Annotated in this window: 17 protein-coding genes and 5 pseudogenes; 9 read left to right on the top strand and 13 right to left on the bottom strand. The window is 68.3% G+C overall.

Annotated elements, in window-relative coordinates; all coding sequences use genetic code 11:
* Nucleotides 1–106 precede the first annotated feature (106 nt).
* Together OG580_RS00105 and OG580_RS00100 are read right to left on the bottom strand one after the other, a co-directional pair.
* On the bottom strand, nucleotides 107–346 hold the full coding sequence (locus OG580_RS00105; RefSeq protein WP_267041566.1) for a DUF397 domain-containing protein: 240 nt from the start codon (nucleotides 344–346) through the stop codon (nucleotides 107–109).
* Nucleotides 343–564 (bottom strand): annotated as a pseudogene (locus OG580_RS00100) (Scr1 family TA system antitoxin-like transcriptional regulator); the annotation flags it as partial. The gene OG580_RS00105 and the pseudogene OG580_RS00100, both read right to left, overlap by 4 nt.
* Nucleotides 565–1,140: 576 nt before the next feature.
* Between OG580_RS00100 and OG580_RS00095 the strand changes: the two are divergent.
* Both OG580_RS00095 and OG580_RS00090 read left to right on the top strand, forming a co-directional pair.
* A complete protein-coding gene (locus tag OG580_RS00095; protein WP_267041565.1) occupies nucleotides 1,141–1,539 on the top strand; it encodes a hypothetical protein in 399 nt (132 codons plus the stop codon).
* A gap of 242 nt (nucleotides 1,540–1,781) precedes the next feature.
* A pseudogene (locus OG580_RS00090) lies at nucleotides 1,782–2,279 on the top strand (transposase family protein); the annotation flags it as partial.
* A 232-nt stretch (nucleotides 2,280–2,511) separates the two neighbouring features.
* On the opposite strand, the gene OG580_RS00085 reads toward OG580_RS00090, so the two are convergent.
* Nucleotides 2,512–3,114, bottom strand: coding sequence for a GNAT family N-acetyltransferase (locus OG580_RS00085; RefSeq protein ID WP_267047835.1), 603 nt, complete (start codon nucleotides 3,112–3,114; stop codon nucleotides 2,512–2,514).
* An 88-nt stretch (nucleotides 3,115–3,202) separates the two neighbouring features.
* Here OG580_RS00085 and OG580_RS00080 point away from each other — a divergent pair, with 88 nt between their 5' ends.
* Nucleotides 3,203–3,349: a hypothetical protein gene (locus tag OG580_RS00080; RefSeq protein ID WP_267041564.1), complete on the top strand. Its 147-nt coding sequence runs from the start codon at nucleotides 3,203–3,205 to the stop codon at nucleotides 3,347–3,349.
* Nucleotides 3,350–3,612: 263 nt separating this feature from the next.
* On the opposite strand, the gene OG580_RS00075 is transcribed toward OG580_RS00080, so the two are convergent.
* Nucleotides 3,613–3,993, bottom strand: coding sequence for a hypothetical protein (locus OG580_RS00075; RefSeq protein WP_267041563.1), 381 nt, complete (start codon nucleotides 3,991–3,993; stop codon nucleotides 3,613–3,615).
* 86 nt (nucleotides 3,994–4,079) lie between these two features.
* On the opposite strand from OG580_RS00075, the gene OG580_RS00070 reads away from it, so the two are divergent.
* From OG580_RS00070 to OG580_RS00055, 4 genes are all read left to right on the top strand, one after another.
* Nucleotides 4,080–4,838, top strand: a complete 759-nt coding sequence (locus OG580_RS00070) for an IS5 family transposase (RefSeq protein WP_267041562.1) — start codon at nucleotides 4,080–4,082, stop codon at nucleotides 4,836–4,838.
* Between the two features lie 73 nt (nucleotides 4,839–4,911).
* Nucleotides 4,912–5,379, top strand: coding sequence for a hypothetical protein (locus tag OG580_RS00065; protein WP_267041561.1), 468 nt, complete (start codon nucleotides 4,912–4,914; stop codon nucleotides 5,377–5,379).
* Between the two features lie 18 nt (nucleotides 5,380–5,397).
* A protein-coding gene (locus OG580_RS00060; protein ID WP_267047834.1) for an IS5 family transposase occupies nucleotides 5,398–6,197 on the top strand; the annotation gives its coding sequence in 2 pieces (ribosomal slippage) (nucleotides 5,398–5,733 and nucleotides 5,736–6,197; 798 coding nt in all).
* Nucleotides 6,198–6,752: 555 nt separating this feature from the next.
* Nucleotides 6,753–7,379 carry a bifunctional 2-polyprenyl-6-hydroxyphenol methylase/3-demethylubiquinol 3-O-methyltransferase UbiG gene (locus OG580_RS00055; protein WP_267041560.1) on the top strand — a complete coding sequence of 209 codons (627 nt, stop codon included), beginning with the start codon at nucleotides 6,753–6,755 and terminating at the stop codon, nucleotides 7,377–7,379.
* 315 nt (nucleotides 7,380–7,694) lie between these two features.
* Here OG580_RS00055 and OG580_RS00050 read toward each other — a convergent pair whose 3' ends face one another.
* Entirely contained in the window at nucleotides 7,695–8,228 is a 534-nt protein-coding gene (locus tag OG580_RS00050) for a hypothetical protein (RefSeq protein ID WP_267041559.1), read from the bottom strand.
* A gap of 395 nt (nucleotides 8,229–8,623) precedes the next feature.
* Between OG580_RS00050 and OG580_RS00045 the strand changes: the two genes are divergently transcribed.
* Nucleotides 8,624–9,211: a hypothetical protein gene (locus OG580_RS00045; protein WP_267048241.1), complete on the top strand. Its 588-nt coding sequence runs from the start codon at nucleotides 8,624–8,626 to the stop codon at nucleotides 9,209–9,211.
* 23 nt (nucleotides 9,212–9,234) lie between these two features.
* On the opposite strand, the pseudogene OG580_RS36110 reads toward OG580_RS00045, so the two are convergent.
* The 4 genes and pseudogenes from OG580_RS36110 to lanKC form a co-directional block, all read right to left on the bottom strand.
* Nucleotides 9,235–9,426 (bottom strand): annotated as a pseudogene (locus OG580_RS36110) (IS5/IS1182 family transposase); the annotation flags it as partial.
* An 85-nt stretch (nucleotides 9,427–9,511) separates the two neighbouring features.
* A pseudogene (locus tag OG580_RS00040) lies at nucleotides 9,512–9,754 on the bottom strand (IS5/IS1182 family transposase); the annotation flags it as partial.
* A 420-nt stretch (nucleotides 9,755–10,174) separates the two neighbouring features.
* A complete protein-coding gene (locus tag OG580_RS00035; RefSeq protein WP_267041557.1) occupies nucleotides 10,175–10,678 on the bottom strand; it encodes an N-acetyltransferase in 504 nt (167 codons plus the stop codon).
* A gap of 533 nt (nucleotides 10,679–11,211) precedes the next feature.
* Complete coding sequence (lanKC, locus tag OG580_RS00030; protein WP_267041556.1) at nucleotides 11,212–13,812, bottom strand: class III lanthionine synthetase LanKC; 2,601 nt, start codon at nucleotides 13,810–13,812, stop codon at nucleotides 11,212–11,214.
* Between the two features lie 450 nt (nucleotides 13,813–14,262).
* On the opposite strand from lanKC, the gene OG580_RS00025 reads away from it, so the two are divergent.
* On the top strand, nucleotides 14,263–15,429 hold the full coding sequence (locus tag OG580_RS00025; protein ID WP_267041555.1) for a twin-arginine translocation signal domain-containing protein: 1,167 nt from the start codon (nucleotides 14,263–14,265) through the stop codon (nucleotides 15,427–15,429).
* A gap of 496 nt (nucleotides 15,430–15,925) precedes the next feature.
* Here the strand turns inward: OG580_RS00025 and OG580_RS00020 are convergent, their stop codons facing one another.
* The 4 genes and pseudogenes from OG580_RS00020 to OG580_RS00005 form a co-directional block, all read right to left on the bottom strand.
* Complete coding sequence (locus OG580_RS00020; RefSeq protein WP_267041554.1) at nucleotides 15,926–16,399, bottom strand: diadenosine tetraphosphate hydrolase; 474 nt, start codon at nucleotides 16,397–16,399, stop codon at nucleotides 15,926–15,928.
* A gap of 854 nt (nucleotides 16,400–17,253) precedes the next feature.
* Entirely contained in the window at nucleotides 17,254–18,150 is an 897-nt protein-coding gene (locus OG580_RS00015) for a hypothetical protein (protein WP_267041553.1), read from the bottom strand.
* A gap of 426 nt (nucleotides 18,151–18,576) precedes the next feature.
* Entirely contained in the window at nucleotides 18,577–18,801 is a 225-nt protein-coding gene (locus OG580_RS00010; RefSeq protein WP_267041552.1) for a hypothetical protein, read from the bottom strand.
* 424 nt (nucleotides 18,802–19,225) lie between these two features.
* Nucleotides 19,226–19,395 (bottom strand): annotated as a pseudogene (locus OG580_RS00005) (helicase); the annotation flags it as partial.

Below are 19,395 nucleotides of genomic sequence, written 5' to 3'. Positions count from 1 at the left end.
GGGCAGACGGCCGAAAGAGTTCTTGATCGTATTCACGCCGAGACCACACGTGCACCGGCCCCGCGTCCCTCCGGGGGGCGGGGCCGTTACGCACTGCGTAGGCGTCTCAGGCGACGCGGGTCAGGAACTCCGTCCAGGCGGCCGGGGCTAGGGAGAACTGGGGGCCGGTGGGGTTCTTGGAGTCACGGACGTGGACGGCGGAGGCGCAAGGGGCGACCTCGACGCAGTCGCCACCGCCGCCGCTGCTGTAGCTCGACTTGTGCCAAGACGGGGCGACTTCGATGCAGTCGTCGCCGCTGCCGCCGGTGTAGCTGCTCTTGAACCAGGCCAGGTCAGTGGTGCTCATAGCGTTCCCCGGATCTCCCGCATCAGGCTCACGGACTCCTCAGGGGACAGAGCTTGTGCCCGCATCCTGGCACATTTCCACTAGAGGATGCTGACCACTTTGGGGTCGGAAACGAACTGGCCCGTCTCCTGTCCCTCGCAGTACGCGTACCAGGCGTTCCCCGGAGTCTCCAGGAGTCGCATGGGCCCGTGGAGGCCCGAATGGTGCTCACGTGACAGTGAGCGTTTTCCCACCTCGCGCTGATGCGTGGTGAAGGACATCGAGGCGCTGCTGAGGGACGAACCGTCCCCGGCTCCGCGCACGGACCGGGAACGCACGCTCATGTACGCCGTGCTCTACGAGATCCACGACGCGCACCACCGCAACCAGGCCCGGGTCGAGGAGACCTGCGACATCGTCAACCGGTACGGCCTGGCAGTGTTCTTGCGCCGGTGCGAAGCGGAGCTGTCCCCCGTTGAGGCCCTGACCGCCCACTACGCGGCGACGCACGCCCATCCCGCCTGGCGCCACCGGCTGGTCCCGATGGACGCCGTCGTGCTGTTCCAGGCGGTCCGGGAAGACCTGCGGGCGCAGAGGCGGGGGCAGGGTTCGCCCTCGCCCTCTTGCCCGGGCTGCCTGCCGAGTACGCCGCGGCCGAGGGCGAACTCCGAAGCCGCCTCAAGCGCACGGCGCCGCCGGCGCGGTCGGGGAAAGACGAGAGCCGCCTCTCCTGCTGACCGGGCGCAGAGGCGGGGGGCAGGGTTCGCGCTCGCTTTCGGCCGGGGCTGTCGCACCCTCGTCGTACGCTGTCGTTCATGAGTGTCTCCCTCTACTACAGCGCGCACCGCGCGACACCGCTGACCGAGGCCGAGCTGGCCTCCGTCGCGCGGGTCGTCGCCGCGCACATGGCGTCGTTCCCCTACGACGACGAGGAAAGCCTGTGCGTGTATGACGGGGACGCGGTCGGAGCCGGAGAGGTCCTTGCCGGGTCCACCAAAATGCCGCACGACTCCGGTCGCCTGATGCCGGTGATCGCCCATGTGTTGGATTCCGTCACGGAGTTGCGCCGGGCCGTGCCGGGTGCCGAGTGGCGAGTACACATGGACGACCTCGACGTTCCGTGGGACGAAGCCGAAGGCTACGTCCTTCCCGGGATGCGTGACGCGGACCTGATCGCGGAACTCGCTGCGGTCATGGACGGAGTGGCGGAGTAAGCAAGGAGGGCACGAAGAGCTCCGCGGAGACCCTGCTGTCCGGGCCGGGACCCAGAGGCGCGGCTGACGAGCTATGTCTTGCTTTCGGCATCGGTGAGAAAGACGGCGAGGCCGCGGGCAGCGGCCGTGAGCCCTTTCCAAGCCGGCGGTGCTGACCGCGAGTTGGACAGTCCTGCGCAACGGCGAAGCTCCTGGTAGACGGGTTCTCGACCAAGCTCGCCCGTGTCCGCCAGGAGCTTCGCGTGCTTGTCTATCCGTCCTCGATTGATCTGTCCTGCCGCACCTTGCGGTTCCTGATCGGACGGCTGGAGACCAGGCGGCTGGAGCTCGGAACGTGTTGGCGGCGCCTTTCCGCCGCACGTCAGGCCCTGCTCGCCCTGGCCCACCTGCGGTGCGGTGACACGTACGCCCAGCTGGCCGTCGGGTTCGGCATCAAGATCGCGACCGTCTACCGCTGCATACGAGAAGCCGTCGAGGCCCTGTCCACCCTCGCCCCGTCCCTGGCCGAGGCGATGCAGACGATCCGGGAGAAGGCGTTCGTCATCCTCGACGGCACCCTGCTGCCGGTCGACCGCATCGCCGCCGACACCCCCTACTACTCCGGGAAACACAAGCGCCACGGCATGAACGTGCAGGTCCTCACCGATCCGTTCGGACGGCTGCTCTGGGCCTCGCCCGCTCTGCCCGGCTCGACTCGCGACCTGACCGCCGTGCGACACCACGGGATCACCGATGTGGTGAAGGCCGTCCTCGTCCTTCACCACGCATCAGCATGAGGTTGGAAAACGCTCAGTGTCGGTTTCCCGAGTGGAGCGCACTGTCATGGGTGCGAGAGATCGCGGCGATTCCACTGCCACAGGGCGGTATTGGTGCAGGTGGCGCACTGACACGAAACCGAGAGGTCGCAGCGGGGCTCGAAGAGGACGAAGAGGCGGTCTGAGCCCAGCCCCCGCCGGTCGGATTCTCAGGCTGTCAGCGAGGATCCCTGCGCATGCACCACGTGCGGGGGCCGTTGTGGGGGAGCTGGACATCGGCGGTGACCTTGAAGCCGAGGCGTTCGTAGAACTGCACGTTTGCCTGGCTGGAGGTTTCCAGGAACGCCGGATACCCAGCGCGCTCGGCCTCCTGGATGCCGGGAATCAGTACGGCGCTACCGAGGCCCTTCCCCTGGGCCTCGGGGGCGGTGGCCACGGTCTCCAGGAACCACCCCGGCTCCTCGGGCCGGTACGGGGCCATGGCCGTGTCCGCGGTCTCGGAAGCGGCGGCCCGGTCGCCGCTGAGTTCGCCGAGGAGCGGTCCGAGTTCGGCGAAGGCGGGCGAGGGGTCCTGGCCGGGAACGGCCCAGACGGCCACGGCGCGGCCTTCGTCGGCGACCCAGACCCGGCCGTACACCATGCCGATACGGGTCAGGCACAGCTCCTGGTAACGCCGAATCCGCTCCTCATGACCATCCGCCGCGATCACGTGCCGCGTGAAGGGGTAGTCGGCGAAGGCGCGGGCGAGAGTATCGACCGCAGTGGGAACGTCGGCGTCGGTGATGGGACGTACGGAAGGGGCGCTCCGGTGCTGTGGCATGTTCACCAAACGATCTTGACAGCAGGCTACTGCCTCGACAACGCATTTGACCGGGTACCTATGCCCTACCCACCGCCCCCGAGGAGCGATGACCTTCCGCCCAGGTGCCCAGTTCCTCGCCCTCTGCCAGCCGCTCGACGGCGCCCAGGGCGTCCCGGTGGTCGCGGCGCAGCGCAAGGCCCACCGCGAGTACGAGAACCGCGTCAACGCCCTGGAGTCCGGGGCCCGGCGCTGAAGAGCTGTCAGGGCCGCAGCCCTAGCCTTACGCAGCGCTACACGCCACCTGGCCGTAGCTATACGAGAACAGGGCCTCGAGTCCCGCGGGTTCAGCGAAACTGAGGGTTCTTCGTCGGGAACCGACGGGTGTTCAGGCTCTCTGGAGGGTTTCGACCCGTGTGTTCTGGATGAACTCAAGGTGCTGTCTCATTGGTTAAGACGGTGTCTCACGTGGCGATCTCGTCCCCTGCGGGGCGTAGGCGCTGAGGGCGGGCGGAGTCGTCAGGACGGCCGGCTGAGCCGGCCGTCCACAATGGTCGGGAGAGACGTGGGCATCTCGTCGGTGACCCAGGCGAATTCCAGGGCCGCGAGCGTGGCTCCCTGGTCCGTCCATACGAGGATCATGCCGACGCAGGAACCGGACGCGTCATACACGGGCGCGTCCACGGGAACGAGCTCTGTCGGCAATGCCGCATGCTCGCACGGTTCCCGGACCTGCAGATCGACGCTCACGGAGTCAGGCCCCCAGACAGCGGTCACCTCGGTGCGGTCCAGCTGACTCCGCAGTTGCGACGCGCCATCGAACTCCGCCGACAGGATGTGTTCAAGCGCTGCGCGCTCGTCGGCGTTCAACGAGCGCGGGTTGGTGGAAAGAGGAGCCATGCGCCCATTCTGAGGTGGACCGGGGTAACCAGCCCAACGCCCCGGCAACCGTGCCGGGCAGGCTGGCAGCGGCATCATTATCGTTCATGGGTACGGACCTGTCGCAGCGGCTCGTGCCGGATGATCTATGGGCCATGGTCGAGCCGGTATTGCCGTCCTTTCGCTCGCGCCCGCAGGGCGGTGGCACCACGCCGATCGACCAACGCGCCGTATTCACGGCCGTCGTGTACGTGCTGACCAGCGGGTGCGCGTGGCGGTATCTGCCATCGACATTCGGAGTGTCGTCGGCGACGGCTCACCGGAGGTTCTCTGTCTGGACCACATCCGGAGTGTGGCGTCGCCTGCACCGCGTGATTCTGGACGAGATCGGAGCCCGTGGCGGACTCGACTGGAGCTCTGTGATCGTCGACGCGGCCTCGGTGCGCGCGGAAAAAAAGGGGGGGCTGACGGGGCCGAATCCGGTCGACCGAGGCAAAGCGGGCAGCAAACTGCACGTTCTGACCGACGCGCAGGGGCTGCCCATGGTCGTTGGGGTGTCCGCCGCGAACGTCAACGATGTCCAAGCGCTTGGCCCGCTCGTCCTCGGGATCCCAGCTGTCCGCTCGCGCCGCGGCCCCCGTCGGCGACGCCCCGACAAGGTCCGGGCCGACAAGGCGTACCACTCGGCCGGCAACCTGGCGTGGCTACGCGAACGCAACATCACTCCACGGATCGCCCGGCGGGGTGTGGAGTCCTCCGAATGTCTCGGAAGGCACCGGTGGAAGATCGAGAGGTCGATCTCATGGTTTTTCGGGATACCGCCGTCTGATCCGTCCGCTATGAACGCAAGGGTGGTCACTTTTTAGACGTCATCTCATTTGGTGAGCCTGTGCGACGATTCGTCAGCCAGTGGGAAGCCATGAGCGGGGGCGAAGGTCGATGGAGTACGTCAATCTTGATGCGCAGGTTGGCGAGCTGTCAGGGGTCTTGGATCCGGCTCGCTACCTGAGCCATCTGCCCTCGATCTCCGGTGACCTGCCGCCGGGCGCCCGGACTTTCGCCACTGACGCGGACCACTACGACTTTCGCAGCAGTCGATGCGTGAAGGACCTGACGCTTCGGGCCGTCCGGGGCGCTGGTGGTGAGGAGATGGAGGTCGAGTTCCGGCACAACTGCTGGAAGCACGACCAAGACCTGCTGATCCACTACGCAGGGGTGTCCAGCTTCGTCATCGATCCCGCCGACGAGGACCGAGGAACGGACCTCGGGACGGTGATTCTCGACGAGATCCTGCCGCACAGGGTCGGCTGCAGCCACGAGATCGCCTGCTGGGACGGCACGCTCACCATTGTCTGCCGTGATCTCCAGGCGACCTGGACTGGGGCCGTCTGCTCCAGCAAGTCGTAGGCGCGACAGGTCGTGGGGATTGTTGAGCGGCTGGTGCCGGATGAGCTGTGGGAGCTGTTCCAGAGGGTGGTGCCGGAGGCTCCTTCGCGACCTCAGGGCGGCGGTCGGCGTCGGCATGGCGACCGGGAGGTGCTGGCGGCGATCGTGTTCGTGGCCACGTCGGGCTGCACGTGGCAGCAACTGCCGACAGCGTCCTTCGGGTTGTCAGGGGCAACCGCCCATCGGCGGTTCAGCGAGTGGTCGAAGGCTCGGGTGTGGGCCAAGCTCCACCGCGTGGTGCTCGACGAGCTCGGTGCCCGCGGCAAGCTGGACTGGTCCCGCTGCGCGATCGACTCGGTGAACATGCGGGCCCTGAAAAGGGGGACCTGACAGGTCCGAATCCTGTGGACCGGGGCAAGTACGGATCGAAGATCCATTCGATCGCCGAGCGGACCGGTCTGTCTATCTCCGTCGGAATCTCGGGCGCGAACCTGCACGACAGCCAAGCCCTGATCCCGTTGGTGAAGGGCATACCACCGATCCGCTCCCGCCGTGGGCGCAGGCGGCGCAAGCCGGGCAAGCTTCACGCGGACAAGGGCTACGACTGCCCCCACCTGCGACGATGGCTACGTGGACGCGACATCACCCACCGCATCGCCCGCAAGGGGATCGAGTCCTCACAGCGGCTGGGCCGACACCGTTGGACCATCGAGCGAACCATGTCCTGGCTTGCCGGCTGCTGCCGCCTCCACCGTCGCTACGAACGCAAGGCAGACCATTTCCTCGCCTTCACCAGCATCGCCTGCACCCTCATCTGCTACCGCAGACTCACCAAATGAGATGACGTCTTAGCCTTCCTCGGCTTCGCTGCGGTCATGACCTGCTACAAGAAGCTCTCCAAGATCACCACGTGAGACACGGTCTAAGCCCATTCGATGCCGAGTTCGGCGAGTGCGTTGAGCTGTTCCTGGGCGAGCTTGTCCCGCCTCGATTTGGTGTTGCTGTACCAGATGCCGAGCTTGGTCTGGCTCCCGTCGGGCGGGACCTCCACCGCCTTTCGGGGGTGGGAATGTGCGCATTGGTGGCAGTGGGTGGGCGTCAGCGTTGGTGTGTGCGGCGTGCCTGGTGGTGTGTGTGGGAGAGAGCAGCGGATTGGCTGCTCTGTCACGGGGTGACCCGCTGGCTGCCAAGGAGCGACTGCGCGCTGGCGAATTGGCTGCTACCAGCCCGCACATCCGTACCAATAGAACCCCTTCCCGCCATCGAGCCGGCGTGCTGTTCGAGGGTGACGAACTGGGTGCCTCGCGAGGTGCGCACCTACGGCTGCACGTAGTGTGATGCCACCGTCTTCGCTCCTGCTTGCGGGGCGAGGCTGACCGGAAGGCACTGGGAACATGACTGGGCAACGCGACCGTTGGGCGGAACTGACCGGCGGACAATCCGGAGAGGACTACGCTGAGCGTTTCGCGCAGCTCGCCGAATCAGGCCACGACATCCACGGCGAGGCCACCTTCTGCACCGCATTGCTGAAGCCCGCCGCCCGGGTGCTCGATGCCGGCTGCGGCACCGGTCGGATCGCGATCCGACTCGCGGAGCTTGGCCACCACTGCACCGGCGTGGACGTCGACCCCTCGATGCTCGCCGTGGCCCGCCGAGACGCCCCCACGCAGGAATGGCTCTTCGGTGACCTGTTCCGCCTGGACACCCTCGGCCTGGATCAGGGTTTCGACATGGCACTCGCCGCCGGAAACGTCATCCCCCTGCTGGCCCCGGGCACCGAACCCATGGTTGTTCGGCAGCTGGCCGCCGCACTGCGCCCCGGCGGTCTACTGGTCACGGGCATGGGACTGGACGCAGCGCACCTGCCGTTGCCGGAACCCACAGTGACCCTGACAGAGTTCGACCACTGGTGCACCCAGGCCGGACTGACCCTGCGGCAGCGCTACGCCACCTGGAGCGGTGATCCCTACTACCAAGGCTGCGGCTACGCCGTCAGCGTGCACTGCCGCCCCGCGACGTGAGTCCGCGCCTTCGTACGAAGGTCCGGCCCGGGCAGGCGCCCCACCGGTTCGCCCACCGCACCCGCGCCAAGCACGCAACCGTCCATGCGCTGCTGGCCGCCGGCCACAGCCGACGCTCGATCCAGTGACACCCTGCTCGCGGAGGCGGCCCGGACGGTCCCCGTCCGTCCGTCCGTACGCCCCGTCTCGTTGCCCGTTGCGTCTTCTCAGGGGCAACGGACAACTCCTGCCGGAGTCTTTATTAGGCCGGGAGGGTGGAGGCATGCAGACCACTCACCTGAACGGGACCGGCCTGGTTGCCACGGTGAAACCCCGTCAGCTGGGGAAGGAGAAGTAGAGAGCCTCGCTGTAGAAGGACGCGAAGTGTCTCTGCCAGTCAGCGCGGACCGAGGCCAGCCAGTCATCGTTCTGGCCGGCGATTGCGGCCTCGGCCTTGGCGACGGCCTCGGGGATGTCCTCGGACACCAGACGCCGCACGCTCGCTGCCGGATCGTCGTCCGTCATCGAGACAATCTCCCCGGTCTCGAGGACGAAGTACTTCGCCTGCTGCTTCTCAAGGTGGGCCGTGGTCCTGGCAACGCATTCGGCGAACTCGGCGTCGTCCTCCAAGCCCTTGCCGACCGCACACAGGAGGTCGCGGAGCAGGGCCGCCCCGTTGGCGTAGTCCCCGGCGATGCCGATCGGAGGGTTCCAGATCATGGACGGGACGATCGTCGTTCCACGCCCCACCATGAGCTTATGCGCGAGAGGGATGTCCCAGTTGTGCTCGGATATGCATCGGATCCGCTTGGGGACCTCTGCCTCGCTCGGCATCGAGTCTGCGGAGTAGAGATACGAACGGTTTGCCATGGTGGCGACGCTAGCACCGGAGACCGACAATGCCGGAAACGCCTGAGAATCTGCCCCCGCCTGTAGCCGCAGAGGATCCCCTCGGCGGCCGGCAGTGGGGTGATCCCGTTCAGGACCTCGTCGGCCTGGGCGGGGGAGGCGGGGCGGGTACGGCGAAGGCGAGGGAGCGTGGCCTGTCCCACTTAATTGAGTCAAGATTCGGTGCAAACCGCCGGTCCATCCCGGCTCAGCGCCTAGCGTCAGCCCGGGATCAACCAGGTTCGCAGTGCTCTGGGGTGAGAAGCCGTATCTCAATCGAACGTGATCCGTTGATTTCTGCTGGTCAGGCATGGTGTAGCTCGGAATGAGAGAGGCATCCGGCGTCTTGTTTCCGCTCCGTGAGCGAGGGGTGCGCGATGGCGTCGGTGCTGGGAATGCTGGAGGAGCGGGAGACAGCGGCCCGTGTGCGGGGGGAAGGGCTACGGGAGGAAGTCGCTCGGTTGGCTGAGGTGTTGGAGGCCGCCGAGGTCGAGCTGGACCAGCGGGTGATCGCGCGGGAAGAGCTGGTCGAGGCTCTGGAAGCCTGGTCTGCCGAGACCACGACCACCGCCGGGACCGAGGCCGAGGAGAAAGCGGTGCTGTCGCTCGCGCCGGTATCGGGTTCGACGGTGCGGCCCTGGCGGGAAGGGCTGCCGGTGACGGTTCCGGCGCCGGACTATCAGCGCATTCTGGGCGTGCTGGAACAGCGGCGATCCACGGGTCACGGACCGCTTCGGGCCAAGGAGATCGCGGTGGAGCTGGGCCTTGACGCGACGCCGGCGAAGGTCGAGGGGCTGCGGTCGAAAGCCCGGCGCCTGGCGGAGCGCGGGTGGCTCCTCCTGGAGGCGTCGGGGGCGTTCGGTGCCGGCCGGCCGGCGGACCGTGGCCGTCCCAGACGCTGGCTCATCCGCGTGACCGTCGGCCACCGGATCATCGCCTCGCTGGTGGCGGGCAGGGTCTCGTAGTCCCGGGCCAGACGGCGGGAGTTCATCAACCACGCGAACGTGCGCTCTGCCACGCACTGCCTTGGCAGCACCGCGAACCCTGCCATGTCGTCGGTGCGTTTGACGATCTCCAAGGTCAGGGCGAGTTTGTCCCGGTACCAGCCGACGAGGGAGCCGGTGTAGCCGCCGTCGGCCCGGACGAGGGTGATGTCGCGGTGCAGGCGGCGCAGCCGCATCAGCAGGCCCACGGCGGCGTCCCGGGTCGCCGATGCTCGCACCTGTGACCGCGACGGCCAGGAGCAGGCCGAGGGTGTCGGTCACGATGTGCCGTTTGCGGCCCGGCACCTTCTTTCCGTCGTCGTAGCCGCGTGAGGCGGCTGGCACCGTCGCGGCGGCCCGCACCGACTGCGCGTCGATGATCCCCGCAGTGGGCTCGGCCTCGCGGCCCTCGTGCTCACGGACCGTCCCGCGCAGCCGGTCGTGGAACTCGGTGATCAGTCCTTGCTCGCGCCAGCGGCGGAAGAAGGCGTAGACCCGGGCCCATGCGGGGAAGTCCGCGGGCATCGCCCGCCACGAGATCCCGCCCGCGACCAGGTAGCGGATCGCGTCCAACAGCTGTTAGTGGCAGTAGCCCTCGGGCCGTCCACCCCGCCCCTGGAACCAGGCCAGCACCGGCAGTAGCGGCCGGACGGCCGCCCACTCCGCGTCCGTCATGACCACGGATACCTGCGCACCCGGTTCGGATGGTCGGCCGCGTTGCCGTACACGTGCGCGAGGCAATCGCACGACACGGCGGGCGAGTTGAAGTCAACATGCTCAGGCACGTACAACAAAGACAACAGGGCCTTCGGGAACCACTCGGAATGGGATCGCACCCCCGAGGTACCTGGAGGCCCTGCTTTCACGCGCGGAAACCGCCGCAGTCACCCGATCGAGACTCCCGTTCGATCGACAGCCTTCGAGATCGGTACGGGCAACAACCACTTACGTGTCGGGATGCTCCGGCAGGGCGAGCCAGTCCGACCAGGAGATCTCGCGGCCGAGGAAGCGCGGCTGCTCGAACGGCCAGTCGGCGGCGATCCACTGCGGCACCAGCGCGTCGAGGGCCTGCTCGACCTTGCTGCCCACCAGCTCGTCCACCACCCACCAGGAGATCTCGCCGTCCGCGCCGGCCCTCTCCGGTGGGTCGATGTAGACACAGCCGAGCAGCGCTGTCTCCGCCGCGTCGAACAGCGCGTAGTTGAAGGACTGGTGTGCGGCGATCTCCTTCTCGTGCCGCAACAGGTCGGCCTGGTCGGCCTCGTAGGTCATGGTGGCCGCGGGCCAGCCCCAGGCCGGGCCGAAGATGGTCCACAGCCGCTCGCGCGAACCCATCACAGCCGGATAGTCGAGCGGGGTGTCCGCCTCCCGGATCGGCCGCAGGTGATGGCCACCGCCCGGCAGCGGTACCAGGACGGGGTGGAGGAAGTCATCGGGAAGCCAGCTCATGGCGCCCGACCGTAGCAGCGCGCGGCCGTCTGCTCCCCTGGATTTTCGCCGTATACCGCCAGGCCCGGCTCTCATGCCGGGCAGTGCCCGCGAGCACCCGATCGAGACTCCCGTTCGATCGACAGACTCCATGATCGGTATGGCGACGGCTTCTCATGCCGTAGATGGTGCCCACGAGCGTGGGAGCGAAGAGGAACGCCGCCCAACCCCGCTTGGTGTCCGGTCAACCGCCGACCGTCGGGCCGGCGAACGTAGCGGGCCGGGACCGGTGGCAGGATCACCGGTTCCGGCCCTCGCGGGTACCGGCTTGTTACATCGGGTCGGGGAAGATGTCGCTGATGCTCCAGGCGACGCTGAAGCAGGGGACGAAGGCGTCGGCCTCCTGCTCGGTGTCCAGGGCCTGGAGCGCGAGAATCTGGCTCATGGATGACCTCCTCTTTCCTGTCGGGTTGTATCGGTTGGTCACTGCATACCTCGGCACGGAGGTGTTCGCCGCCGTGCCGAGGGGTTCATGGGAGGCCCGTCCGGTGACGTCAGGAGGCTGCAGGGAGCCGGGGACGCGCATGGTGGGGCCCCGTCAGGAGCGGGCCGGCCAGCAGGCGGTGCAGGGCCAGCAGGACACCGGCCCCGCCACTGGACAGGTCGGCGGTGAACCGCTGTGAACCCGCCCCGAGGAAGCGGACACCGCGTCGGTACGGGACGGCGTATTTCAGCAGGCCGGTTGCAGCGCGTACGGCATCCCTGCGGGCGGCGTCCGTGCCGGTGAGCTCGGCGTGCTCGGTCAGGGACCAGATCAGTCCGGCCAGCCCCCGGTACAGGCCCGCCTCCTTCGTGGCGCAGGAGACCCGGATGCCGGCGACCAGCCGCGGCAGTGCCGCGGCGCAGCGCTCGTCCGGCGCGGTGGCCACGTAGCGGGTGAGCACCGCCGCGAGACCGGCCGCACCCGTGGCCAGGTACGGCATGGCACGGGTGAGCTGTGCGTTGTCGGAGATCGACAGGGTGCCGTCGTCCAGCGGAAAGGTGCGGTCCAGCTCCTGGTGGAGCAGCAGACGGCCCGCCTCCAGGAAGCGGGCCTCGCCGGTGTCGCGGGCCAGGCGGTGGAGAAAGAGGGCGAGCCCCGATCGGCCGTGCAGCAGGCCGCGGGCGTCGTACTCGCCAAGGGCGGCCGGCAGGTCGGGGGTGCGCAACAGGCCTTCCCCCGCCGCAGCGGCCCGCTCCAGGTGGCTGCTCTCCCCGGTCAGCCGGTGCAGGGCGAGCCAGCCCAGGCCGACCCCGGCCCGCCCGCCGGCCAGCGTGCCGCAGGAGGCGGTGAGCGGGTGGCCGTCGGCGTCCCGGAGCAGGTCGACGGCCTCGTCCAGCCGGCTGAGGCCGGCCAGCACCTGGGCGATGCCGGCCGAGCCGACGAGCAGTCCGGGGGACAGTGCGTCGCGCAGCGCCAGCGTGTCGTGGCGCAGCCGTTCGCGGATCTCCTCCGGCACCGCAGTCCCGGTGCGGTGGAGGGCGTGCACCACCCCGGCCGTGCCGTAGGCCAGGCACACGTTGTTGGTCCGGAACGCCTCGGGCGAAGGCGGGAAGGCCCAGTCCGGCCGGTCGGCGTCAGCCATCTCCAGCAGCCCCGCGGCCACCTCCTCGGCCAGCCGGGTGAGGCAGGCGCGCGGATCGGTGTCCAGCTCGACGGGGGAGGGCGGGCGGTCGGGACCGTTCTGCTCCTGCGCCCGGTCCTTCGCCAGGTGGAAAGCGGTCGCCCGCTGCCACAGGTCCTGCGGCGGAGCCACGTCCGCCAGATCGCGACGCAGTAGTGCGAGGTTGGCGGGCGCGTGCTCGGCGATCTCGTTGAACGGGGCCAGGAAGGCCAGCGCGACTGCCGACGTGCCGTACCGGTCCTGCAGCAGCGGATCGGCGTCGGCCCGGCGCAGGCCGGGCGGCGGCGTGAACCCCGGAGTGCCCATCCCGGACGGGGCCGCGGACAGCGCCGAGGCCGCCTCGAAGTCCACGAGCCGGACCCCGCCCGAAGGCGTGACCAGGACATTGCCCAGGCTGAGGTCACCGAACCGGTAGCCGGCGGCGTGCAGCCGGTCGAGCGAGGCGTCCAGCGCGGCCAGCAGCCGCCGACACGCCTCGTAGTACGCGGCGACGGACTCGGCCGAGCGGTCGGCGCGGGCCAGCGGGGATGACCGGCTCAGCCAGCCCACCAGCGGCTGCCCCGCGACGTGCTCGGTGACGAGGAAGTCGTGCTCCCACTCCGTGAAGTGGTCCAAAGGCTCCGGGCCTACCCCTGGGGCCGCCGCGTGCAGCTCGCGCAGCACGTCGTACTCGTGCCGCAGCCGCTGCTGCGCGTCAGTCCCGTCGAAGACCAGGCCGTTGTGGGCGCGGGCCTCCTTGAGGAAGACGGTGCGGCCGGTCCGCCGGTCGCGGGCCTGGTAGGCGCCGCCGGCGTTGCTCAGGCGCACTGCGCGGGTCACCTCGTAGTCGCGGATCAGGATCGGGCCCGCGTGCGGCTGCTCCTCCTGTTCGACGAAGGGGTCCGTGATCCCTGCGGGCAAGTGGAAGGCGGGCAGTCGCGAGTCCACGACTTCGCGGCCGGAGCCGTCGCGGATCATCCCCTCCCGGGTACCGTCGGCCCGGACCCGGCTGCGGGCGCCGTCGAAGGAGCCGTAGCGGTAATGGACCGTCCGCGAGTCGCGAAAGCGCCGGTCGGTGAGGACGTACGGCCCCTCCTCCCCGTCGAGTGCGTCGCGCAGCTGTTCCAGCAGCCGATGGGCGGTCGCCGTGTCCGGTGGGTAGACGGTGCAGAACTTGCCCGACTGGGCCCGCACGGCGTGCTTGTGATGGAGGAACAGGAAGAAGAGCCGGGCGCTCAGGTGCTTGAACGGCACACCTTCGGAGAAGCAGATCCCGGCGACCGTGTCGAGCACGTGCTGCGCCCGGTCCAGCCGCGCCGACACGTGGATCTTCCAGCCCTGCTCGGCGAGCCCGGTCCGCGGACTGCCCCAGACCGTCCAGATGCCCTGGGCGGATCCGCGCAGGCCCGGCGGCACCTCGCCAGGAGCGAAGCGCGGCCCGGGGTCGGCCACGCTGGGCAGCGGCAGGTAGTACTCCCGGTCCGCGAGTGCCTCGCCGAAGCTTTCGAGCACGGGATCTCCTCACAGGGTGGTAGTGGGCCGCCATAACGGTCTCGCGCGCCAGACGCCAGGACCGGCAGGTACGGAGGCGGTTCGGGCGGCGGTATCGACCGGTATCAGGCGCTGTGAGCTCTGGCGGGACCGTGCCGTATGTGGAGCGGCGGGTGGAGGAGAACGGTCCCGCGCAAGTCTCGGTGAGTCGGAAGGCGAGGGTGCTGTAGGAAACCGCACAGGGTGCCCTGGAACAGCTCACGGCCGAGCGGGCGCCGAGCTGGTACGGGGTCGCCGCCGCGCAACCCGATACGCGACAACCCGATGCGCGCGTGTGCTCGGGATCGTTGTCCGTCTGCCGGGAACACCGGCGCGCCGGTGCCTTCCCGCGGGGAAGGCAGGCCGCGCGCGCTGTCCACTTCGTGTTCCCCGCCCCTCGCCCGGCGAGTGGGCCCTTACGGAAGGCGGAGAATGACCACACGCAGAAGCTTCCTCGGCCGTACCACCGCGGTCGGCGTCATGGCGGGTCTCGCGGCCTCACCGGCGGCGGCCGAGGACGGGAGCGGGGCACCCGCCGACGCCCTGGCCGGTCGGCGTCGTGGGGCCCGCGACGCGATCGTGGCGGTCAACAGCGGTATGCGGTCGCACTACGCCGCGCTCAAGTCGGATCTGATCGCGCAGCTGAGTCCCGTCCTCGTGGTCCAGAACGACGCCAAGGGCGGAAGGTTCACCCTCGTCCACGACGGCACGCAGGAGTCGCTGCATCCCGTCGGGGAGGTGTTCGAGCTGGCGAAGTCCGTCAGCCATGTGCCGCTCGGCGTCTTCTCGATCATCGCGCCCCACCTGAGCGGCAGGATTCCGAACGTCCCCGGCGCGGACCGCATCGATTCGCACGACCTCGCCATGGTCGCGTTCAAGGACACCGCGAACACCGACTGGATCACACCGCTCCGGCAGTACGCGGACACGCTGGCCGCCGCCCGGCGGGAGCTCGACCAGGCCGGCATCCCGCCGGAGATGGTGGTCTCGTGCGAGCGGGTACTCGACGGCGCACTCTCGTTCATCCAGGTCTCCACAGAGGCCCGGTCCTTCGACATCAGGTCGTTCGAGGACTTCTCCCACAGCGTGTACGCGGGCATCCGCACCAACATGAGGTACGCGGCCGAGGCCCAGATCGCGGGTGTGCAGGACATCCTGCGGAAGTGGCGAGCCCGGATCGGTGAGGAGGCGTGGCGGGACCTGTACACGGTCGTGCTTTCCCAGTGGGCCACGTCCGAACTGAACCAGAACTCGATCATCATCCGGCCGTGCATGAACCCGGCGAAGGTGTCCACCCATCTGATCGACCTGCCAGCCGCCGAGCCGCTCTCGGACCCGGTGTCCGTGGCCCTGGACAACCTCGCTCGCATCGTGCAGGACAACATCGCGGCCGAGCTGGTCTTTCCTTCGGACCGGGCGGCCGCCGATGCGCTCAAGGGTCCGCAGGATCTGCTCGCCGACGAGATCCTGGACCAGCTCAGTGCGGCGACGCCGGGCGCCGCGGCGCACTCCGAGCCTGTCGGGGCCGGGAGGGGTGTCTGTCCCGTCACCCGAAGGGGCTCGGCTTCTCAGCAGGGCGGTACGGCGCATGACCTCTGAGGCCGGTTACGCCTCCGGGGCTGCCTCCGCTGGCCGCAGCCGCAGCCGCAGCCACGGGTCAGCCGGTTGAGGTCGCTCGTGCTCGACGGCGCCGCCCCGTGAGGGTGCCGACGAATGCCGGGGCGAGGACGGTCGCCGTACCGATCCGGGTGTCCTCCCGCTCGTCCCCGGTGACCTTTCCGATCACGGCGTCACGTACCGCCGGTGAGATCTCAGAGCCCCCGAACAGGTCGGGGAACGACCATCGTGCACACGCCTACGTTGGCGGAGAGGATCGACCTGATGGTCGGTGGGGGAGTGGGAGTGGGGATTCGTCCTCTGGTTGTCAGCGCAGTAGCCCCAACGACCTGGTAGTTCACGCTGGCAGGCCGTGACGCACTGGGGCTGACACGAGTGACGAATAGCGCCGTCATCCACACGCCGACCATCACCCGGAAGCCTGGCCAAGTGGGCCGCTCGGACCCCTCGCCCTGAACGGCGACGCCACCGAGCGCCGTCAAGCGCGCAACCGAACCAGTTCGCTGCTGATCGCTTCGCGGAGCACGTCGTGCCGGGAACCGAGCCTGAAACGCTCGTCGCTCCACCGGGCACGCGGGTACAGCCAGACCGGAGCTCCCACAACATCGGCCGGCTCCCACTCGAACCGCGGCCACACATGGGCGTGCAGGAACGGGTCTTTGTTCCCCAGAATCTCCAGGTTGACCCGCCGGAAAGCCGGGTCCAGGTGCCGGCAGGCACGTTCGACTGCCTCACCGAGCTGGTCCATGTCGGACAGGAACGACAACCGCTTCGCTCTCGGCAGGTCCGACAACTGCTGCACACCCGGTTCGTCTACGAGAAGGACTGAATATCCAGGCAGGAACTGCACGTCGCCGATCACCGCGAACCCTGCTGTGAGGCGCCGCAACACGGTCGGGTTCTCTCCTCTCAGAGCAGCCCCGACCCGGTCTTTCCGCCAGTCATCAACCATGAGCCAAACCTACATAGTCCGGGCGCGACGGCCGGGACGGTGAGCAGGAGCACCATGCCACGATGACGCTCTTTGAAACGTCCCCACCCGCGTACGGATGAAGGGACAGTTGTTGATGCGTTGAGACCTGCTGCTCGGCACTCTGCTGCTTGGCCGGTGAGAGGCGGCGGAAGGCGGTCGGCGGTGGTCTGCATAGCCTGGGGGCTGTAGGGTCTCAGACTTCATGGCATGGGTCGGGCTTCTGGCCGGCAATCTTCGAGCCGTCTCATAGTGATGGCATGCGGTGCAGTCTCACGAACGTGGCATTTCCTCGGAGAGAGCCCTTGCTGGGCGCCGGTAGGCCGAGCGGCTACATCCCGGCCCACACTCGCTCTGACGGAGGCCGTGACGCTGGCCGGAGCCTGACCCATCTTCGGGTACTCCTGCTCGGCCTCCGAGGTCGCCGCGATGACGTCGCCAGGGGTTGATGGCTGTGTGGAGAGTGCCGAGCCAGCGATCGGCGACTACCCGGACGCGGATGAGCCCCGCCTGCCCTTGCGGCTGCTGGAGTCGCTCGACCTGATCCCCCCTGGGCAGGCCGCCGACCAGCTCGCCGCAGATCTGGCGCGATGGCTCCGCACGGATTGTTGATGCAGCGTTCGACGGTGCTCCGCTGCTTGTAGGCCTCGTGGTCAAAGGCAGGCGAGTCTTGCTCGGCAGAGGTCATTCATCGATCAAGCAGATACGGCCCGTCCGAAACCCACGTCGTCTGGCTGAATTTGTCGTCCAGGTTCAGGCGGCGCCTCAAGGGACTACGGTCGACCGTCACGTCACCCGGTCGGCAGCCCAGGATATGCACCCACGCAGCGGTTTCGCTACAGCTCTGGGACCTCGTGCAACGCCTGGCGGGCGGCGCTGCGGAACCGCTCCTGGTCCTTCCGATGGCTGCGCTTCCCTTCGTGGATGTCGGCGCCCGGTACTACCTTCCCGCGCACCGCTAAGCACACGAGCAGCTCTCTAGGTGACGCGGAGAAGACACCTGCCGAAACGGCGGCGGCGGCCGCATCGCGCGCGCGGGCCAGGGCACTGTCGAACGACGCGGAGACGTCGTCCGACGGCAGGACATCGCCATAGACGCGCAGGAGATCCCGCCGTCCAAACTGCGACTCAGGGTTGTTAGCCCCGACGAGGAACCGCCTCCACTTCCGCCAGTCCTCGAACCCTCCCTGATTGCTCGCCGTCATGACCGCCGCTTCCATGGCGGAGATAGCCGTAACCAATTCAGCGGCTGCCACCTGCTGCCCGGCGGACCATGACGGATCGGGGTGGTTCAGTGCCTCGACGCTCCGCGCAAGGCGGTCAGCGGTATCGCGGTCCCATTCCCACGAGGTCAGGCTGCGGACGACCTCCAGGGCGGCTTGCTGGACCTCGTCGGGTCCTTCGATCTCCACTTGGGCTTGAGCCTCCCCCAGCACCCGGTGAGCCTGGCGAAGTTCCTCTTGCGGCCCGCGAAGTATCGCTTGCTCCACGACGCGGACAGCGTCCAGGAACCGGCTGTAGACATCGCGTCGGGCCTGGCGGGCCTGCTGATCCATCACCGCCCGGTACTGCCCCTTGGTGGCGTGCTGGGCGGCGGCAACGGTGGCATCCGCCTGTTCCCGCGCTCCCCGTGCTTGGATGCGGGCGGCAGCCAGCGGTCCAAGTATCCCGATGGCGACGCCGATCACGGCGCCTCCTGTGGCAATCAGCGCGGACATGACTTCGGGCTGCATGAGGGTCCTCCTCCTCAACGAGCCCAGGATCAGCCGTTGTCGGCGGGGCTCCACGCGCATTGTGCTGGGGCGAGCCCGCCCGTCATAGGGCGGCAGGATCAACGCGTGGGCCCATGACCCGTGTTGAGAACCCCGCCCGCGGCCCCTCGGCTTGTGTGCAGCGTCATGTCGGCCAGCCGCACTCGGGGCCGCAACGAGCGATCCGAAGCGTGCTGGACCGCCGCTTCCAAGGCTGAAGGAACCCTTGATGGCTGAGTGGCCCCGAATCTAGCGCAGCGAACGAAATCCAGCCCTGATTGACGGAAGCAGCCAACTGGGGAGCCAAGAGCAACACTGGCCGATTTGGCGGCTCTGGCCGGAGTTTCGTGAAGGGCCGGGTCGTCGGAGTGGAGGTGGCTGGGATCCAGCGGCCCCCTTCGTAGGTCGCTACCCAGCAGCCACAACCATGCCGGCCGTGACCTGAGGACGGTTGGGGAGCAGCGACGCGAGGTTGTCCCTTACGAAGTCCGCCGCCCGCTCGATCGACTCTTCGGCCCCGGACTGGTCTTCAAAGACGCTGGTAGAGACCATCACTCCGTCCCCGGCGTCCACCCAGTAGTAGGCCACGAAGCCGGGGACTCGGTGGAGGAGAGGCACGAATCCCTCATCCACTCGGCGTCCCGCCTCGGCAGAGTCAGTCACTCCTTCGTAACGCCGAATTACTGCGTACACAGCTGATCTCCTCACGGATCCCAAGGTCACCTTGCGCGAAGCGACCTACCCCCACCGAGCGTCTTTCGCTCGGGGGACGCCCGGAAGTGACCCGTATAGGCGCACCGGGGATCTGCTGTGGCCAGGGCTGGGCGAGCCGGGACATCACGAAACTCCGGCCAGAGCCGATTTGGCAGATCCTCATCAACCTGCGGCGATGCCACACGATGGACCTCTTCCGCTCTGCGTTGCACCCCGCGTTGCAGGGTCGGCCCTGGCGGAGCCACCGGCCGCCGACAGCACGAGGCCCCGGGAGCCAGCGACGTCCCGGGGCCTCTGTGCCCTTTGCTTGACCGTCAGATCCAACGACCGGCCGCAGCCTGTGTCACGCCCAGTGCATGCCCAGTTCCCGCAGGGCGTCGAGTTGGTCGGCGGTGAGCCGGTCTCTCCTCGTTTTGGTGTTGGAGATCCATACGCTGAGCTTCACGGCCACCGGCTTGGTCTCGCCGTCGACCACAATCTCCACGACGGCGCCGCGCGGGACTGGCCGGTGAG

It is taken from the genome of Streptomyces sp. NBC_00094 (genome assembly GCF_026343125.1).
Lineage (GTDB): Bacteria > Actinomycetota > Actinomycetes > Streptomycetales > Streptomycetaceae > Streptomyces.
The sequence above is the reverse complement of the archived record's forward strand: the minus strand, read 5'-3'. Positions and strand labels throughout refer to the sequence as shown.

What these genes read in the sequence shown, in the direction of transcription:
- OG580_RS00105 (WP_267041566.1), bottom strand. Translation starts at nt 346, where the DNA reads ATGAGCACCACTGACCTGGCCTGGTTCAAGAGCAGCTACACCGGCGGC.
- OG580_RS00095 (WP_267041565.1), top strand. Translation starts at nt 1,141, where the DNA reads ATGAGTGTCTCCCTCTACTACAGCGCGCACCGCGCGACACCGCTGACC.
- OG580_RS00085 (WP_267047835.1), bottom strand. Translation starts at nt 3,114, where the DNA reads ATGCCACAGCACCGGAGCGCCCCTTCCGTACGTCCCATCACCGACGCC.
- OG580_RS00080 (WP_267041564.1), top strand. Translation starts at nt 3,203, where the DNA reads ATGACCTTCCGCCCAGGTGCCCAGTTCCTCGCCCTCTGCCAGCCGCTC.
- OG580_RS00075 (WP_267041563.1), bottom strand. Translation starts at nt 3,993, where the DNA reads ATGGCTCCTCTTTCCACCAACCCGCGCTCGTTGAACGCCGACGAGCGC.
- OG580_RS00070 (WP_267041562.1), top strand. Translation starts at nt 4,080, where the DNA reads ATGGGTACGGACCTGTCGCAGCGGCTCGTGCCGGATGATCTATGGGCC.
- OG580_RS00065 (WP_267041561.1), top strand. Translation starts at nt 4,912, where the DNA reads ATGGAGTACGTCAATCTTGATGCGCAGGTTGGCGAGCTGTCAGGGGTC.
- OG580_RS00055 (WP_267041560.1), top strand. Translation starts at nt 6,753, where the DNA reads ATGACTGGGCAACGCGACCGTTGGGCGGAACTGACCGGCGGACAATCC.
- OG580_RS00050 (WP_267041559.1), bottom strand. Translation starts at nt 8,228, where the DNA reads ATGGCAAACCGTTCGTATCTCTACTCCGCAGACTCGATGCCGAGCGAG.
- OG580_RS00045 (WP_267048241.1), top strand. Translation starts at nt 8,624, where the DNA reads ATGGCGTCGGTGCTGGGAATGCTGGAGGAGCGGGAGACAGCGGCCCGT.
- OG580_RS00035 (WP_267041557.1), bottom strand. Translation starts at nt 10,678, where the DNA reads ATGAGCTGGCTTCCCGATGACTTCCTCCACCCCGTCCTGGTACCGCTG.
- OG580_RS00025 (WP_267041555.1), top strand. Translation starts at nt 14,263, where the DNA reads ATGACCACACGCAGAAGCTTCCTCGGCCGTACCACCGCGGTCGGCGTC.
- OG580_RS00020 (WP_267041554.1), bottom strand. Translation starts at nt 16,399, where the DNA reads ATGGTTGATGACTGGCGGAAAGACCGGGTCGGGGCTGCTCTGAGAGGA.
- OG580_RS00015 (WP_267041553.1), bottom strand. Translation starts at nt 18,150, where the DNA reads ATGCAGCCCGAAGTCATGTCCGCGCTGATTGCCACAGGAGGCGCCGTG.